Source organism: Massilia arenae, from assembly GCF_008014745.1.
Taxonomy (GTDB): Bacteria; Pseudomonadota; Gammaproteobacteria; order Burkholderiales; family Burkholderiaceae_D; genus Telluria; species Telluria arenae.
This window is the reverse complement of the sequence record NZ_VPFD01000011.1, coordinates 104,315-121,437: the sequence shown is the minus strand read 5'-3', so window position 1 is coordinate 121,437 and position 17,123 is coordinate 104,315. Positions and strand designations below refer to the sequence as shown.

Annotated in this window: 13 protein-coding genes; 6 read left to right on the top strand and 7 right to left on the bottom strand. The window is 66.9% G+C overall.

Features of this window, described 5'->3' with window-relative positions; genetic code table 11:
- The first annotated feature begins 53 nt into the window (after nucleotides 1-53).
- Nucleotides 54-2,375, top strand: coding sequence for a hybrid sensor histidine kinase/response regulator (locus FVD38_RS11780; RefSeq protein ID WP_147934979.1), 2,322 nt, complete (start codon nucleotides 54-56; stop codon nucleotides 2,373-2,375).
- Nucleotides 2,376-2,378: 3 nt separating this feature from the next.
- On the opposite strand, the gene FVD38_RS11775 is transcribed toward FVD38_RS11780, so the two are convergent.
- From FVD38_RS11775 to tssE, 4 genes are all read right to left on the bottom strand, one after another.
- On the bottom strand, nucleotides 2,379-2,786 hold the full coding sequence (locus FVD38_RS11775; protein WP_005664212.1) for a DUF2750 domain-containing protein: 408 nt from the start codon (nucleotides 2,784-2,786) through the stop codon (nucleotides 2,379-2,381).
- A 91-nt stretch (nucleotides 2,787-2,877) separates the two neighbouring features.
- Nucleotides 2,878-3,996, bottom strand: a complete 1,119-nt coding sequence (gene tssG, locus FVD38_RS11770) for a type VI secretion system baseplate subunit TssG (RefSeq protein ID WP_147934978.1) — start codon at nucleotides 3,994-3,996, stop codon at nucleotides 2,878-2,880.
- Nucleotides 3,960-5,801: a type VI secretion system baseplate subunit TssF gene (gene tssF, locus FVD38_RS11765; protein ID WP_147934977.1), complete on the bottom strand. Its 1,842-nt coding sequence runs from the start codon at nucleotides 5,799-5,801 to the stop codon at nucleotides 3,960-3,962. Before tssF ends, tssG begins: the two co-directional genes overlap by 37 nt.
- Nucleotide 5,802: 1 nt before the next feature.
- Complete coding sequence (gene tssE, locus FVD38_RS11760) at nucleotides 5,803-6,339, bottom strand: type VI secretion system baseplate subunit TssE (RefSeq protein ID WP_147934976.1); 537 nt, start codon at nucleotides 6,337-6,339, stop codon at nucleotides 5,803-5,805.
- A gap of 158 nt (nucleotides 6,340-6,497) precedes the next feature.
- On the opposite strand from tssE, the gene tssK reads away from it, so the two are divergent.
- From tssK to FVD38_RS11735, 5 genes are all read left to right on the top strand, one after another.
- A complete protein-coding gene (gene tssK, locus FVD38_RS11755) occupies nucleotides 6,498-7,838 on the top strand; it encodes a type VI secretion system baseplate subunit TssK (RefSeq protein ID WP_147934975.1) in 1,341 nt (446 codons plus the stop codon).
- A 24-nt stretch (nucleotides 7,839-7,862) separates the two neighbouring features.
- Entirely contained in the window at nucleotides 7,863-8,126 is a 264-nt protein-coding gene (locus FVD38_RS11750) for a PAAR domain-containing protein (protein ID WP_147934974.1), read from the top strand.
- A gap of 4 nt (nucleotides 8,127-8,130) precedes the next feature.
- Nucleotides 8,131-9,372, top strand: a complete 1,242-nt coding sequence (locus FVD38_RS11745) for a hypothetical protein (RefSeq protein ID WP_147934973.1) — start codon at nucleotides 8,131-8,133, stop codon at nucleotides 9,370-9,372.
- Complete coding sequence (locus FVD38_RS11740) at nucleotides 9,369-10,874, top strand: hypothetical protein (protein ID WP_147934972.1); 1,506 nt, start codon at nucleotides 9,369-9,371, stop codon at nucleotides 10,872-10,874. Before FVD38_RS11745 ends, FVD38_RS11740 begins: the two co-directional genes overlap by 4 nt.
- A gap of 120 nt (nucleotides 10,875-10,994) precedes the next feature.
- Entirely contained in the window at nucleotides 10,995-11,732 is a 738-nt protein-coding gene (locus tag FVD38_RS11735; protein ID WP_229493598.1) for a DNA-binding protein, read from the top strand.
- A 145-nt stretch (nucleotides 11,733-11,877) separates the two neighbouring features.
- On the opposite strand, the gene mqo is transcribed toward FVD38_RS11735, so the two are convergent.
- The 3 genes from mqo to FVD38_RS11720 form a co-directional block, all read right to left on the bottom strand.
- Complete coding sequence (gene mqo, locus FVD38_RS11730; RefSeq protein ID WP_147934970.1) at nucleotides 11,878-13,467, bottom strand: malate dehydrogenase (quinone); 1,590 nt, start codon at nucleotides 13,465-13,467, stop codon at nucleotides 11,878-11,880.
- A gap of 501 nt (nucleotides 13,468-13,968) precedes the next feature.
- Nucleotides 13,969-16,065, bottom strand: a complete 2,097-nt coding sequence (locus FVD38_RS11725; protein WP_147934969.1) for a sensor domain-containing protein — start codon at nucleotides 16,063-16,065, stop codon at nucleotides 13,969-13,971.
- A 175-nt stretch (nucleotides 16,066-16,240) separates the two neighbouring features.
- On the bottom strand, nucleotides 16,241-17,098 hold the full coding sequence (locus FVD38_RS11720; protein WP_147934968.1) for a pirin family protein: 858 nt from the start codon (nucleotides 17,096-17,098) through the stop codon (nucleotides 16,241-16,243).
- Between the last annotated feature and the right edge of the window lie 25 nt (nucleotides 17,099-17,123).

Genomic DNA, 17,123 nt, shown 5'->3' with positions numbered 1-17,123 from the left:
CCGATAGCGCGGCCGCTGTGGTATAGATGACGTTTTTATCGGGAAACATACAGATGCAGGAAAACCGCGCCACCACGACGCAGCAGGACACGATTACCCTGGGATGGACGCTGTTCGAAGCGATTCCCGATTGCGTGAAACTGCTCGACATGGACGGCGTGGTGTTGGCCATCAATCGCAATGGCCTGCTCTCGATGGAGATCGATGACATCGAGACGGTGCGCGGCAAGCCGTGGACGGCCTATTGGCCGCAGTCATCCCGCGCGGTCATCGACGCGGCGCTGGACGCGGCGCGCGCCGGCGGCACCGGGCATTTCAGCGCCGCCTGCGCGACGGTCAAGGGCAGGCCCAAATGGTGGGACGTGATGGTCACCCGCACCGCCGCAAGCGACGGCCAGGAGACGCGCTTACTGGTCATCTCGCGCGACATCACCGAGCAGATGCGGCTCGATGCCGAACGCAAGGAAGCCGAGCGCGCGCTGCACGCCAGCCGCGAGCGCTTCGAGAAGATCGTCAGCCAGGCCGCCACCGGGGTGGTTCAGTTGGACACCGCGGGCCGCATCGTGCTGGCGAACCAGAAGTATTGCGCGATGGTGGGCCGCAGCGAGGCCGAGCTACTCGGCATGAGCGTGGCCGAGGTTACTGCGCCGCAGTCGCGCGCCCAGACCCAGGACGCGCTCGAGCGCCTGAAGGCCGGCGCCCCCGGCGTGGCGCTCGACAAGTACTACCTGCACAGGGACGGCTCGCTGGTCTCGGCCACCAGCAGCGTCAATGCCCTGCGCGGCCCCGACGGCGAGTTCGAGGGCCTGGTCGCCATCGTGCTCGACACCACCGAGAGCAAGCAGGTGCAGGAGCGGCTGCGCGCCAGCGAGGAACGCTACCGTACCCTGTTCGAATCGGTCGACCAGGGCTTCTGCATCTTCGAGATGATCTTCGACGCCGGCGGCAAGGCGGTCGACTACCGCTTCCTGGAGATGAACCCGATGTTCGAGCGCCACACCGGCCTGGTGGATGCCGTCGGCCGCACCGCGCGCGAGATGCTGCCCGAGCTGGACGACTTCTGGTTCGAGACCTATGGCCGGGTGGCGCTGACCGGCATTCCCGCGAGCTTCGAGAACGAGGCGCCGGCCATGGGCCGCTGGTTCGACGTGTACGCCAACCGCATCGGCGGCGCCGACAGCCGCAAGGTGGCGCTGCTGTTTTCCGACGTCTCGGCGCGCAAGCGCGCCGAGGGAGAGTTGCGCCGGCTGGCCGACGACCTGGCCGAGGCCGACCGCCGCAAGACCGAGTTCCTGGCCACGTTGGCGCACGAACTGCGCAACCCGCTGGCGCCGATCCGCAACGGCCTGTCGGTGATGCGCCTGGGCGGCGACAATCCGGCGGCGGTCGGCAAGGTCAGGGAGATGATGGAACGCCAGGTCGGCCACATGGTGCACCTGATCGACGACCTGCTCGACGTGGCCCGCATCAGCGGCGGCAAGCTCGAACTCAAGCGCCAGCGCGCCGACCTGCGCGCGATCCTGGCCAGTGCGGTCGAGACCAGCCTGCCGCTGATCGAGGCCGGCCAGCACGCGCTCGAGGTGGACGTGCCCGACCTGCCGCTGCTGGTGGACGCCGACGCCACCCGCATCGCCCAGGTGGTGGCCAACCTGCTCAACAACGCCGCCAAGTACACGCCGGCGCGCGGCCGCATCCGGCTGTCGGTGCGGCGCGAGAAAGTGGACGCGGTGATCGCCGTGAGCGACACCGGTGTCGGGATCGCGGGCGACGCGCTGGCCGGCGTGTTCGACATGTTCAGCCAGATCGGCCGCACCGTCGACCGCTCGCAGGGCGGGCTCGGTATCGGCCTGTCGCTGGTGCGGCGCCTGGTCGAGATGCATGGCGGCAGCGTGGTGGCCCAGAGCGGCGGCGCGAATGCCGGCAGCGTGTTCACGGTGCGCCTGCCGCTGGCGGAGGTGGCCGACAACCAGGCTCCCCACCCGCAGGACGGGGACGTGCCGGGCCGCGACGGCGGCGCCGGTCTGAAAGTGCTGGTGGTGGACGACAACGTCGATGCCGCGCTGACGCTGTCGATGATCCTGGACGCGTCGGGCCACGTCACCCGGGTGGCGCACGACGGCCACGCGGCGCTGGAAGCGGCGCGCGAGTTTCGCCCGCGCGTCGCCTTCCTCGACATCGGCATGCCGGGCATGAGCGGCTACGACACGGCGCGCGCCATGCGCGCCATGGAGGAACTGGATGGGATCGTGCTGGTGGCCCTGACCGGCTGGGGCGCCGAGAGCGACCGCCAGCGCTCGAGCGAGGCCGGCTTCGACCACCATCTGACCAAGCCGGTGCAGCTGGAGGTGGTGGAGGAGTTGCTGGGGCGGATGTAAACCCTACGTCCTCCTCAGTTCATCTTCCAGGTCGCCAATCAGCTGGACCACGCTGGGCGTGATGCCCTTGTCGCCCGGGGTATAGAACACGCCCGGCAAGACCCGGTCTTCTTCCAGCTGCGGCAGCAGTTCGTCGATCAGCTCTTCGAGCGAGAACGCCTGGGCGTCATAGCCGTCCCATTCGTATTCGGCGCACAGGCTGGCGTAGTCGCTCGCCGGCCACATCGGAAACACCAGGGTGCCGTCGTCGGTCTTGGCCAGGGCCCAGCCGTCCTGGTACAGCCCCCACACCTCGCGCGCGTCGGCGACGCGCTTGATGAAGTACTCGTAGCGCTCCGGCCCCGGCAGCGTGACCACGGCGGCCAGTTGCTGGCCGCCCAGCTTGATCGCCGAGATGATACGTTCGCTCATCACCATTCCCGTTCATTGAGGCGCAAAGCCTGACATCATCAGGATACGCCATCGGGCGCCGGTGGGTGCGTTCGACAGACGCGTAGGCGAATCAGGCTGCGTTCAGCGCATAGCGCACGTCGTGGCGGTCGCCCGGCGGGGCGTCCAGCACCAGGAAGGCGTCCCAGCCGAGGCGGCCGGGATGCAGGTCGTCGAGCGTGGTGTTGTGGACGTCGGCGGCGCGCAAGACCACCTCGACTTCGTATTCGAAGGCGACGCCGGTGAACAGCGCCAGCACGCTGCCGAGGGCCCGCGCCGCCAGGCCGCCCGGCAGGAAGCCCTGGAAGCCGGCATGCCCCAGCGGCCCCACGACCAGGCGCAGGCGCAGGCTGCGCTGCCAGACGCGCGCGCCGGCGATCGCGCGCGCGCCGAGGACGGCGCTGTCCTGGCCCAGCGTGGTCTGCTGCGCCGGCGGCACGTCGTACCAGGAACCGATGAACTGCTCGGCCTCGACCTGCTCGCCGAAGTATTCCGACAGCACCCGCGCCAGCTGCACGGCCGACACCGGCCGGTGCCGGATCGCGGCCGCGAAATACCCGATCGATTCGTCCAGCACGGCGCCGTCGGCTTCGTCCGCCAGGCGCCGGCGCAGCGCGGCGTCGCCCAGGCCGGCCAGGGACAGGAGCAGGGGCAGGAAGGCATCCTGGCCGTCCAGCTGGTACTTGAACGGCAGGCGGTACTTGCGCCAGGCTTCGTAGAACAGCGCCAGCGAGCGGTTCGAGAACGCGTCCAGGAAGGCGCGCGGGCCGTCGTCCTCTTCCTCGTTCTTGTGGCGCGCCCCGTGTTCGGCGATGCGCTCGGTGTAGTGGGCCGGCAGCACGCCATGCGCGCCCAAGAGGCCCATGAAGGCGGGGGTCAGGTGCACACGGCGCAAGGTCCCTTCGCGCACCGCCTCGCCCAGCGCGGCGGCGTCGACCGGCAGCTCGAAGGGCATGCCGACCTCGAGGTCGCGCAGCTCGGGTTCGATGGCTTCGAGCTGGCTGGCCGGGAAACCCAGGGAGAGGGTGTTCCGGAAGCGCAGCATGTCGGCCACCAGGCCATGCGGCGCGCGGCCGCGGCGCTTGAGCCACAGCTCGAGCACGCGCACCGCCTGGAAGAACTCGAAGCGCCACGGCTCGCGCAGCAGGCGTTCGATTACAGGAGACTCAGTTCGCCGCTTCTCGGCCCGCATCGCAGCAACTCCTCTCTGGATCGGTGGGACACGATCACCAGCTGGGTGAAGCTGTTGGCGTGCACGTACAGCGCCAGGAAGCGCTCGACGATGTGGGCGAAGGCATGGATGCCGCTCCCCACGAACGCTTCCTCGTCGATCGCGATGCGCACTTCGACCCCGCGCACCAGGCAGTTGAAGGGGTTCCCGGACAGCCAGGCGCTGGTGGGCACATAGGCGATCTCCATGATGCCGCCGACCTGGCGCGTCGACGCCGCCGAGCGCGGCAGGTCGTGCAGGGCCAGCATCTCGCGGAAGGCGTCGACGCCACCGTCGGCCAGCGACAGGTGGTTGAGCGAGAGCAGCGAGATCAGGCGCCAGTGCGCGCTGCGCCCGCGCGAGAAGCGCCAGGTAGGGCTGGGTTTGCGCAAGAAGGAAATCTCGCGCACGCCGGATCCGCCTTCGAGGAACAGGTCGCCGCCCGGCTGGCCGTAGCTGAGCAGCTGCGGCAGGTCGCGGTTGGTGCAGGTCAGCTCCAGGTTCAGGGTCGTGGTTTCGACGTCGGCCGGGTCGAAGTCGATGTCGACGATCGAGATCTGGGTTTCAAAGCCCGGGCTCTGCTCGGCCATCGTGTCGTCGCGACGCATGGCCCAATAATGCCCGTTCTGCTTGGGCGTCTGCGCATGCTTGAGCGAATAGAAGGGCTGGAACCGCACCACTGTCTCGCCTTGCGGCGTCTGGCGCACCAGGTTTACCTCGTCGATCGCATTGACCTCGTAGGCATAGGCGCGGCGCGCATCGGACAGCACCGGATAGCTGGCCGTGGCATGGGTCAGGCGGATCGGTTCGCCGCGCTGGGCGAACAGGTTGATCACCGGCGTGCAGCCCGCCACCAGGTTGTTGGTCGACAGGGTGGACAGCATGCGCGCCAGGTTCGAGTCGCTGCGGATCCCGTTCAGGGCCAGGTGCACGGTAATGCGGCGCGTGCCCGCGGGCAGGCTGCGCGCCAGCAGCGCCAGGTCGAGGTCGACGAAGTTGAATTTCTCGGGAAAGCAGAAGTATTCGGTCAGCAGGCGGTAGGCGGTGTGGGAACGCGCCGGGAAGTCGATCAGCGCGTCCTCCTCGACGAAGCCGGCGGCGCGCACCGGCAGCGCCGGCAGGGCGATCCAGTGGCCGCCCTCGGGCTGCGCATAGGCGGCGACCGTGCGCGCCAGCAGCGCGTCGCGCAGGGCCGCGCAGAACGAGGGTTCGCCATCGAGGAACAGGCGCAGCGCCGGCAGCTCGATCGCCTCGATGCCGCCCCCATCGCAGGTCACGTTCAGGGACAGGCTGATGCTGGCGCTGGCGCCGGGCGGCAGGCGCACCGCATCCGGCGCGTGAATGATCGGCGAGAACGTCGCGCGGCCCAGGACCAGCGGCGCCATCGCGACCGGGTACACGGTGCGGAAGATGCAAGCCACGCCGCGCACCGGACGCGTGGTCATCTTGGTGCCGCGCGGGATGGTGCTCACCGTGGTCTGCTGCTTTGCCGCGGCGGCGACGTCCAGGCGCGCGATCGAGCACGATGGAAAAGGCCGCAGGTAATGCGGATACAGCACGTCGAACAGCGCCTCGGTGAACTCGGGATAGTCGTCGTCCAGGCGCTTGGCGATGCGCGCGTTGAGGAAAGCGAACGATTCGATCATGCGTTCGGTATGCGGGTCTTCGCATACTTCGCCGCTGATCGCCAGGCGCCCGGCGATGCGCGGATAGCGCTCGGCGAATTCGCGCAGGTTGCGCCGCAGGTAGGCCAGTTCGCTTTCGTAATAGGGCAGCAGCCGGTCCAACTCAGGCTCCCGCCGCTGTCGATGCCGACGATGCGGCGCCGGCGGCATTGGCCGCGCCCGCGCGGCCGGCCTTGCGGATGCTGTACTGGAGCGTGGACGGCTGCAGCACGGCGTCGAAGTTGACCGGCTCCTGCGACATGCTCCCCACCAGCACCCCCGTGATCGAGAAACCCAGGCGGTTGACCGAGGGGGCGCCGCCATCGCCCTGCACCTCGAGCAGCGCCTTCACGTTCTGCAGCCGCGGCTCATGGCGCGCGATGGTCTCTTCGATGCAGGTGCAGATGTGGGCGCGGTCGGTGGGACTGGACAGCGAACGGTCGGCGAAGTCGCACAGCCCATAACCGACCATCGACTGGCCACATTCGGGAAAACCGACCAGCGCGCCGTCCTGGATGGTCGAGCGCGTGTTGAGCAGCGCTTCGAGGTCGCGCGCCACCGCATCCTTCAGTTCCTCGACGTTCAGGCGCGCGACCACCACGCCATTGCGCAGCGGCTGGCCGAGCAGGCGGTCGAACAGGTCCGGCGTGAATCCTTTCATCGATTCCCCCTCGTTGGTACACGCTGGTGTTGCGTGATGAAAATCAATCGCATGTTGCCACGGCATTCAGCGCCAAACTTTGATCAAGTTCACATGCGCAACAGCATCTCATCGTTATCGTTTCCTTTCGCAAAGAACAAGGTGAAGGAACAACAGCCATGACCAGCAAAGTTCTCTGGGGAGAAGGCCTGCTGCTGCGCCCGCAGCATTTCCAGCGCCAGGACGCCTATCACGAGCATTGCCTGTACAAGGGCGTCAAGGCGGCGCATCCGTATGCATGGGGGGTCGAGTCGCTCGAGATCGACCGCGAAGCCCTCGCCAGCGGCATGCTGCGCGTGCAGGGACTGTCGCTGCGCTTCCAGGACGGCGAGCTGTACGAGGCGCCGGGGCTCGACGAGCTGCCCGGCACCGTCGACCTGAGCGGCCTGCAGCAGTCGGTGCAGGCCGTGACGTATTACGCGGCGCTGCCGGGACTGAAGCCCTTCAATGCCAACTTCGTGCAGCCGGGGCAGGCCGCCAACACGACCCGCTTCATGCAGGCCAACGAGGAGACGCCCGACCTCTACACGCAGGCGGCGCCGGTGCAGCTGGCCTACCTGAAGCGCGCGCTGCGCCTGGTGTCCGAGTTCGAGCCGCGCGACGCCTACGTCCACTTTCCCCTGCTGCGCGTGCGCAGATGCGCCACCGGCGGCTTCGAGCTCGATCCTGCGCTGGTGCCGCCGTCGATGTCGCTGGGCGCCGCCCCGGCCCTGTTCCAGCAGCTGCGCCGCCTGCTCGACGCGCTGCAGGCCAAGGTCGGCGCGCTGTACGGCCACCACCGCGAGCCGACCCGCAACGTGATCGAATTCCGCTCCGGCGACATGTCGTCGTTCTGGCTGCTGCACACGGCCAGCTCGGCCTATGCGGCGCTGTCGCACCACTTCAACCAGCCGGCGCTGCACCCCGAGCGCCTGTTCGAGGCGCTGCTGGACGTGGCCGGCGGCCTGATGACCTTTTCCAAGAGCTGGACCCTGTCCGACCTGCCTTCCTACCAGCACCACGATCCCGGTCCCGCCTTCGCCAAGCTGCACCAGATCGTCCGCGAGCTGCTCGACACGGTCATCTCGGCCAAGTACTTCGGCATCGCCCTCAACGAGGTGCGGCCCTGCTACCACATCGGCATGCTCGACTCGGGCAAGATCGACGACGACACCACCTTCTATATCGCCGTCTCGGCCGACATCCCGGCGGTGGAACTGGTCGACGTGGCGCCGCTGCGTTTCAAGATCGGCGCCCCGGACGACGTCGAGAAGTTCGTGCTCTCGGCCCTGCCCGGCGTGCGCCTGCAGTACACACCGCAACCGCCGGCGGCGATCCCCGTGCGGCCCGATACCTGCTACTTCATCCTCGAAGCGAAAGGGCCGATGTACGAGCGCATGCTCAAGGCGCAGTCGATCTCGATCTACGTCCCGGCCGGCATGAAGGAGCTCAGGCTCGAGCTGCTGGCGGTGATGTCCTGACGTTCTGAAAAAAGGAGAACAAGCATGGCAGGAGCACTGATCAGACTAGGCGACAAGACCTCGCACGGCGGCGTCGTGCTGGAAGCCTCGCCCCACAGCGATATCGACGGCGTCGGCATCGCCCGCATGGGCGACAAGACGAGCTGCCCCAAGCACGGCCCCGGGCCGATCATCGAAGGCGATGCGACCCTGATCGTCGACGGCAAGGCAGCGGCGCGGCATGGCGACAAGACCGCCTGCGGCGCCACCCTGATCGCCGGCCAGCAAACCACCATCGACCAGGTCTGATCCCATGTCCACCACCACGACCACTGCAACGCCGCCGGCCCCGGGCTGGCTCAACCGCATCGGCGGCAGGCTGCTCGCGCGCCAGCCTGTCGCTCAGGCCGCCGCCGCGCCGGCAGTGCAGCAGGAAGCCGTCCAGGAACGACCTTGCCCAACCTTGTCCATCCTCGCCGGCGCGCTGTGCACACCGCACGGCGCCTCCGCCGAAGAACTGGACGCCGCCCTTGCCGCCAACAAGGTCGATGCCGACCTTGACCGCGATCTGGTAGACGACGACGGTTTGCCGGTCATGAGCGCACGCTGCGAACAGGCCGGCGACGCAGCGGTGCGCGACGAGATCGCCGACTGGCTGGACAGCTACGCCACGCCGGCACCGCGTTTCGGCGACGAAGGCTGGCGCGCACTCGTCCTTGGCACGACGGTCCTGCGCCAGCTGGCAGACCGCGCGGCAGGGCTGCTGGTCGCGGACGAAGGCGCGCCTTTCAGGCTGCAACTGGCCTTGGTGCTGCCGGATGACTGGCAGGTCGATCAACGCCAGGCGGCATCGATGTGGTGCAGGCAGCTGCTGGCGCAGTCCGGCTGGCCTGCTGCCCGCATCGATGTGACCGAACCAGCGGCCCCGGCGCCGCTCATTGCCCGGATGGCGCAGCAGGCAGAAAAAAGCGCGGCGCCCACAGCGACGATCCTGCTCGCCTTCTGTTCCCACGTCGGCCAGGAAACGGTCGACTGCTGGTCGGCCAACGGCACGCTGTTCACCTCCTTCCACCCGCGCGGCCGCATCCCCGGCGAGGGTGCGGCCGGCCTGCTGCTGGCGCCGGCCGCGGACGGCGCCGGCATCGCGCACCTCAGCCTGGAAGCCGAGGCCTGCGACCCGACATCCGCCAGCCTCAAACGCCTGTCTCCACAGCCCCTGAACACGCTCGCCGGGCGCCTGCTGCAGGGCGCGGCGATCACGCCAGCCGCGATCGCGATGGTCGTCGCCGATAGCGGCGCCGACACGCGCCACGCGCTCGAACTGATGGAGTTCGGCGGCGCCACCACGCCGCACCTCGACAACGCCAGCGATATCGTCCGCCTCGGCCCAGCCTGCGGCACATGCGGCGCCGTGCCCTTTGTTGCCGCGCTGGCGCTGGCCGCGCACGCCGCGCTCGAACACGATGCGCCGCTGCTCTGCGTGGGCAACGACATGCCGGACTTGCGCGCGCTGGCCCTGGTCCGGCCCGCGCCCAAGCTAGAGGAGGCACCATGAGCTCAGCCTACTACGTGCCGTCGGGTCGCCTGCCTGCGCAGGCGATCGTCTCGACCGCGGCCTGCGCGCTGTTGGTCGTCATCCCGGCCTGGCTGTTTGCCTGGCTGACGATCCACTCGCCGCTCGTCCTGCTCAACTGGTTCGCCATGTGCGTCTTCGCGGTCGTCATGGGCGTGGCCGCGCGCCAGGTGGCGCGCCAGGCCAAGGCGCGCAACCCCATGTGGATGGGCCGATTGGGCCTGGCGATCGGCGTCGCGGGCTGGTATGCACACTGGGCCGCCTGGCTCGCCATCGCCGACGCGGGCAGCTTCGCTTCGCTGCTCGCGGCTCCCGTGGACATGTGGCGCTTCGGGATGCTGCTGGCCGAGAACGAAGTGCGCCACGTCGCGGGGATGCGGATCGAGGGCAGCGCGCTCGTCGCCGGCTGGATCGTCGAATTCATCCTGTTGACCACCTTGCCCCGCTCGCTGGCGCGCGGCGCGGCCGAAGAACCGTTCTGCGAGCTGAGTGGCAACTGGGCGACGCCGTTCGAGCTGCCGCGCAGATTCGCCTGGATCGACGAACCCCACGTCGTCGTGCACCGGCTCGAAACCGCACCCCATGAACTGTTTTCGATCCTCGGCGCCGGCGTCGAGGCGGACGCCGCACGCTACAGCGCGGTGACGCTGTACCGCACCGAAGGCGATCCGTTCGTCTCGATCGACAATGTGCAGGTCGAACGTGGCGAAAAAAAGGAAAAGAAGACCACACGACCGGTCATCGCCTACCTGCGCCTGCCGGGCATGGATGCCGAACGAATCATCGATGAATGCAGCGCACCGACCGCGATGGAAACCGGACAGGCGCCGGCTGACCCGCCGGAACTGGTCGACGCCATCGACCACCTCGGCGCCGGCCGCCTGGAAGAAGCGCTGGCCGGCGCCATGCCCCATGCCGCCGCCACGCAGGACGGCTTGCGCATCGATGCGATCCGCCTGTGCGCGATGGCCAGCGCGCGCCTGGGGCGCTGGGCCGAATCGCTGCACTACTGGAATGCCTTGTGCGCCGAAGAGCCGAGCGTTTTCAATGCCCTGCAAACCGGATGCTGCTGCGCCATGACCGGCGACACGGCGCGCGGCGAAGAGTGGATCGCCTGGGCGCGCGAACGCAACGCCACCTCTCGCGAGATGCCGGACCCGCAGATCGTGACCAGCTTCATCTCGGCCCTGACCCAGTCCGGCCAGGCGGCGCGGGCGATGCCGTATCTGGAGCAGATGCGCGCGCTCTATACGGGCCTGGGCTGCACCGACGCAACCTTGCTGTTCGCGCGCCGGGTGCCGCTGTTCGACACCTTCCTGCAGAACAGCCTGCCCATCGTGCGCGCCGTGCTGGGCCAGGAGGAGGGGCGCGCCTGGTACGCCGCGATGCTGCCGCATCTCGACGATCCGGGAAGCGAGACACTGGGCGCCTGGCTGGACGAGAATTTTGCCAACATGGCATTAGCCACACCTGCCTCGGTCTGAGATAGCGGCAAATCCGCGACACTCGACCGCATCCAGCGATGCTTTTGAGCAACTAAACCATCGTCTAGCGTATGATGGACAGCCCTACAACGAACATCCTGACGCGGTATGAAAACGGATATGGCACACCTGGACGTGACGCTCGGCGACGTCATCGAGGCGGCCGACACGCTCCAGAACGACAAGCAGCAGGTTACGATCGAGGCGGTGCGCGGCCTGATCGGCGCCGGCTCGACCAAGACCATCCACCAGCACCTGGCCACCTGGCGCGCCAGCCATGCGAAACCGGTCGAGGCGCCGAAGGCCGAGATGCCGCCCGAGCTGCTGGCCGAACTGGGCCGCTGGGCCCGGCAGTATGCGCAGGATGCCGGCGCCGGCATGCGCGATGCGCTGGCGCGCGCCGAGAGCGATATGGATGCGCTGCTCGCGGCCGGTAACGAACTCGAAGCCGAACGCGATGGCCTGAACGCCGAACTGGGCGATGCGCGGATCGCGCGCGAACAGGCCCAGCTGATCGCGGACGAGCGCAACGAAGAGATCGAGCGCCTGACGGCCGAGCTGCGCAATGCGCGCCAGATCGCGGCCGACGCGCTGGTCGGCAAGGCCAAGGATCAACTGGCGATCGACGGCAAGGATGCCCAGCTGGCCGACCTGCGCCAGCAGCTCGAGCGCAATGTCGCGGCCACCGCGGCCGAGTCGGATGCGCGCCTGCGCGCCCAGATGGAGCTGGTCGGCGTCACGACCGAGCGCGACAACCTGGCGGCCGAGATCAAGGAACTGCGCACCACGCTCGACAACTCGCGCAGCGAACGCAGCAATCTGCGTGCCGAACTCGAGACCCTGCGCGCGCGCAAATAAGAAAAACTAGTTGGCATAAAAAAGTCGTCCCCGCGGAGGCGGGGACCCAGGTTTGCAAGAGCTGTCGAAACGCTTGCAGAACTTGGGTCCCCGCCTTCGCGGGGACGACGGCTTTTTGCAGCGAACTCAGTCGCTGCCTACAACATTACTCCTGCGTTGCCGCCGGCACATCCAGCGTAATCGCCTTCAGGCCCAGCGCAGCGCTGCTCTGCTGGCGGATCTGGTTGGCGAAGGCCGGGTCGTCGTTCAGGTGACGGCCGTACGAAGGAATCATTTCGTGCATCTTCGCTTGCCATGCAGGCGTTTCCAGCTTGTCGCGGAAGGCCGATGCCTTGAGCACCTTGAGCATGATCGGCGCGGCGGTCGAGGCGCCTGGCGATGCACCCAGCAGGGCGGTCACGGAGCCGTCAGCCGAGGCAACGACTTCGGTACCGAACTGCAGCAGGCCGCCCTTCTTCGGGTCGTCCTTGACGATCTGGACGCGCTGGCCGGCGTTGACCAGTTCCCAGTCTTCCAGCTTGGCTTCCGGCAGGTACTCACGCAGGGTGGCCACGCGGTCTTCCTGCGAGTTCATCACCTGCTCGACCAGGTACTTGGTCAGCGGGATGTTGTCGATGCCAGCCTGCACCATCGGACGCACGTTGCCGGTGCCGATCGAGGCCGGCAGGTCGACCCACGAACCGTTCTTGAGGAACTTGGTCGAGAAGGTCGCGAACGGTCCGAACAGCAGGGCTTTCTTGCCGTCGATGATGCGGGTGTCGAGGTGAGGCACCGACATCGGCGGCGAACCGACCGAAGCCTTGCCATACACCTTGGCGTGGTGCGCTTCGATCAGCGCCTGGTTGGTAGTCACCAGCCATTGGCCGCCGACCGGGACGCCGCCGTAGCCCTTGGCTTCAGGAATGCCGGTCTTTTCCAGCAGCGGCAGCGCGCCGCCGCCGGCGCCGATGAACACGAACTTCGCGCTCACGGTCTTGAGCTGGTTGTCCGCCAGGTTCTTGACGGTCACATTCCACAAGCCATCCTTGCCGCGCTTGATGTCTTCGACCTGGCTGCGCAGGTTCAGGGTCATGCCGTGGGTGCCGGTCAGGTGCTTGACCATGCTGCGGGTCAGAGTGCCGTAGTTGACGTCGGTACCGATGTCCATGCGGGTCGCGGCCACTTTCTGGTTCGCATCACGGCCGTTCATGACCAGCGGCGCCCATTTGCGGATCGTCTCGTGGTCTTCGCTGAACAGCATGCCCTTGAACAGGTTTTCCTTTTGCAGCGCAGCGTAGCGCTTGCGCAGGTAGTTGATGTTGTCGTCACCCCAGACAAAGGCCATGTGCGGCACATTGTTGATGAAGGTGTTCGGCGCGCCCAGGTATTCCTTCTTGACCTGGTAGGCCCAGAACTGCTTCGAGATCTCGAACTGTTCGTTGATGTCGACGGCCTTCTTGGTCTCGATGGTGCCGTCCGGCATTTCGGGCGTGTAGTTCAGCTCGGCGAAACCGGAGTGACCGGTGCCGGCATTGTTCATCGCATCGGAACTCTCGGCCGAGACCGAATCCATGCGCTCGAACATTTCGATCGTCAGTTCCGGATCGAGTTCCTTGAGCATGGTGCCGAGGGTGGCGCTCATGACGCCGGCGCCGATCAGGACGACGTCGACCGGCTTGTCATTGGAAGGAGCGGGTGCTTTGCTGCAAGATGCAACGATGAAGCAAGAAAGGACAACTAGAAGCGAGGTACGCATACGAGTATCACCTGAAAAATGTTTGCGATGGCCTGGCATGCAATCAGATTTAAAAAGTTCAACGGCTCGGTAAAGGAACGTCTGCACACCGCCTGCTGGCGGTATCGATGCACCGATAAGGAACGGGTTGTCGGGACCTGTCGCGATCCTGGAGAACAGCAACAAAACTCGGCAACCGACGCAGTGCGAAGGCGAGGCAACGGTGAACTGGATGACAGTCAGACCGGCCTTGCAGGCAACACGGATATGACGCGCTGACATGGGTTGTCAGGCAGGCCAGTCGATATCCCTGGCGTCCATTGAGCGGGAAGTCCTATAGAGGACTGAGCGGAGTATAGCCCAAACAAATCAGGCTTGCGCGGGCCACTGTCGGTAAACGTGGCCCTCTCAGTATTCGACCTGTGGCGAACTCAGTAGTAGTACCGAGTCCGCCTTGGCGGAACGGCATCATGCGGCGCCGGCATGGCGTGATGACGGGCGCAACCGGCCCGCGCCGTCCAGTCAGACCACCGGCCAGTCGAGCTGCTGCATCCGGTTCTCGGCCGCTTCCGGCCGCCCGAACAGATAGCCCTGGAAGTGCGAGCAGCCTTCTTCCATCAGGCGCCGCAGCTGCTCCTCGGTCTCCACGCCCTCGGCCGTGGTCTCGATCAGCAGGCTGCTGGAAAGACCCGTGATGGCGCGGATGATCGCCATCGCTTCCCGGCTCTGTCCGATCTCTTGCACGAACGACTTGTCGATCTTGATCTTGTCGAAGGGGAAGGAGCGCAGATAGCTCAGCGAGGAATAGCCGGTGCCGAAGTCGTCCAGCGAAATGCGCACGCCCAGCTTCTTGAGGGCTTTCAGGGTGCGGATATTGCCGTCGCTATTGTCGAGCAACACCGATTCGGTGATCTCGAGTTCCAGCCGCTCGGCCGCCAGGCCCGAATCGGCCAGCGCCAGCGCCACCATGCTCACCAGTTCGCTGCTCTTGAACTGCACCGGCGACAGGTTGACGGCGATCGTTTCGCCATTGGTCCAGGTCGCCGCTTCTTGGCAAGCGAGGTTGAGCGCGCGGGCGCCCAGCTCGTGGATCAGGCCGGTTTCTTCGGCGATCGGAATGAAGTCGATCGGCGGAATCGATCCGCGTTCCGGATGCCGCCAGCGGATCAGGGCCTCATAGCCCGAGATGCGGTTGCCGGCCTTCTCGACGATCGGTTGATAATGCATCTGCAGCTCGCCGCGGTGCAGCGCGCGGCGCAGGTCGATCTCGATCTGGCGCCGCACCCGCGCCGCCGCCTCCATCTCGGGCCGGAACACCTCATGCCGGTTACGGCCGTTGCGCTTGGCTTCATACAAGGCCATGTCCGAGTGCTGCAGCAACTGCTCGGCCGTGTTGCCGGCGGGTGTGGACAAGGCGATGCCAACGCTGATGCCGACCGCGAAGCTGTGGCCGTCGATCGAGAATGCCGGCGCCACCGCCTCGATCAGGCGCTGCGCGGCCTGCTGTGCCTCTTCCAGGCGCTTGACGCGCGGCAGGACCACGGCGAACTCGTCGCCGCCCAGGCGCGCCAGCGTGTCCTGGTCGCGCAGGCATTTGCGCAGGCGGCTGGCCAGCATCAGCAGGATCTTGTCGCCGAAGCCATGGCCGTAGGCGTCGTTGATGTTCTTGAAATTGTCCAGGTCGAGGCACAGGATGCCCACGCCGGAGCCATCTTCCGCGCTGGACGCGAGCGCGTCGTTGAGGCGTTCGTTGAACAGGTTGCGGTTGGGCAGATTGGTCAGGCCGTCGTGCTGCGCCATGTGGTGGATCTGCGCATAGGCGGCCAGCTCGTCGGTTACGTCTTCGGTGATGATCAGCACGTACTCGCCCTCGCCATTGGGCTGCTTGCCCGGCACCGTGCGGCTGCGCAGGCTGCGCGGGCCGACCGAGGTCTCCACCAGCATGGCGTCGTCCAGCCCGACCCTGGTGGGCGCCGCATGCGCCGTCTGGCGCTCGACATACTCGGCCACGCTCGGGCTCAGGCAATCGCCGACAGGCAGGCCCTTCAGATCGACGTAGGCCTGGGCGAACAGGCGCTGCGCCTGCTGGTTGGCCAGCAGGATGGTGCGCGATGCCACGTCCAGCACCAGCACGCTGGCCGGGATGTTGGCGATCACCGAATCGAGGAAGTCCGACAGCGAGGCCATCTGGCGGCTATAGGCCTCGGCCAGCTCCTTGGCCTCGACCAGCTTGCGCTGCTGCTGGTAACGTTCGGTGATGTCGCGCGTGATCTTGGCAAAGCCGACCAGGACGCCGTCGTCGCCGCGGATGGCGTCGATCACGACGTGGGCCCAGAACGCGCTGCCATCCTTGCGCACGCGCCAGCCTTGATCTTCGAAGCGGCCGGTGCGGGTGGCGATCTCGAGGTTGGTGTCGGGCAGGCCGGCATCCCGGTCCTCGGCACCGTAGAAGCAGGCGTAGTGGCGGCCGACGATCTCGCCCGCGGTATAGCCCTTGGCGCGCTGGGCGCCGGCGTTCCAGCTGGAGACGACGCCGGCGGGCGTGAGCATGTAGATGGCGTAGTCGACCACCCCCTGGACGAGCAGGCGGTACATCAGGTCGGGGTTCTGGATGTTCATGGCGTGACAATGGCAATCCAGACACCGGCAGGCGCGGCGTGGCGCCCCTGGTGACGTGGACGCACGAAAGCGGTCGGTCAGGAACCCGACTATACAGGATTTAGTTCTTTCTAGAACTATGCATGGTGCACGGGCAATGCAAAAACCCAGGTTTGTGCATCAAGCGCAACTATGCCTAAGGTGCGATGGGCCGCATCGACCCCGCATGAGGGAATTTGCCATGGCGGTAAGCGGCATAATAGCCGGCCAGTTCTTCGCTGGAGCCGGCGATGAACGGGCCTTTCGCCACCACCGCGATGTTCTGCGGCTGGCCCGCGTACAGCAGCAGGCGCGCGCCATCGTCCCCGGCCCGCAAGTGGAGCGCACTGTCGCCGTCGCCCATCGGGCCCGTCCAGCCGACCGTGCCCGCGGCGAGTTTTTCGGACGTCGCTCCGGCTGTGAACTCTCCCTCGAGCGCCACCACGAAGGCGTTATACGAGGCGGGAACATGGGCCGCGAAGACCGCGCCCGGCGCCAGCCGGATATCGATCAGGGTCACGGGAACCGCATTCAATGTCGGCGCCGCCGCGTCGCCCGACTTGCCGCTGTAGACCGTCGCCACGACGCCAGGCTCGGCGTGCACCGGCATCGCCGCGCGCCGCAGGACCTGCACCCGCGGCGGCATATTGCGCTGCGCCTCGGGCAGGATTAGCCACAGCTGGAACAGGCGCATGCCGGTCGACACCATCGTGTTCTCCGCATGGACGATGCCGCTGCCGGACGTCATCCATTCGACGTCGCCTTCCTCCAGCCGCCCGCCGGTATCTTCCATCGTGCCGTTCAGCATGAAGGTGACGGTCTCGAGGCCGGCATGCGGGTGCGCCTCGCCGAACGCTCCTCCCTGTGTGATGTTGTCATCGGCCATCAGGAAGAATGGATCGGTGGCAGGCAGGTCGCCGGGCGCCACCACCAGGGCGGCCTTGTGCCGCTCGCCGTCGAAGCCGGGGCCCAGTGGGGGAATGCGGGTGACACGATCGATCGTTCGTTCGAACATTGGGCTATCCTCCTTGTAGTTCAGG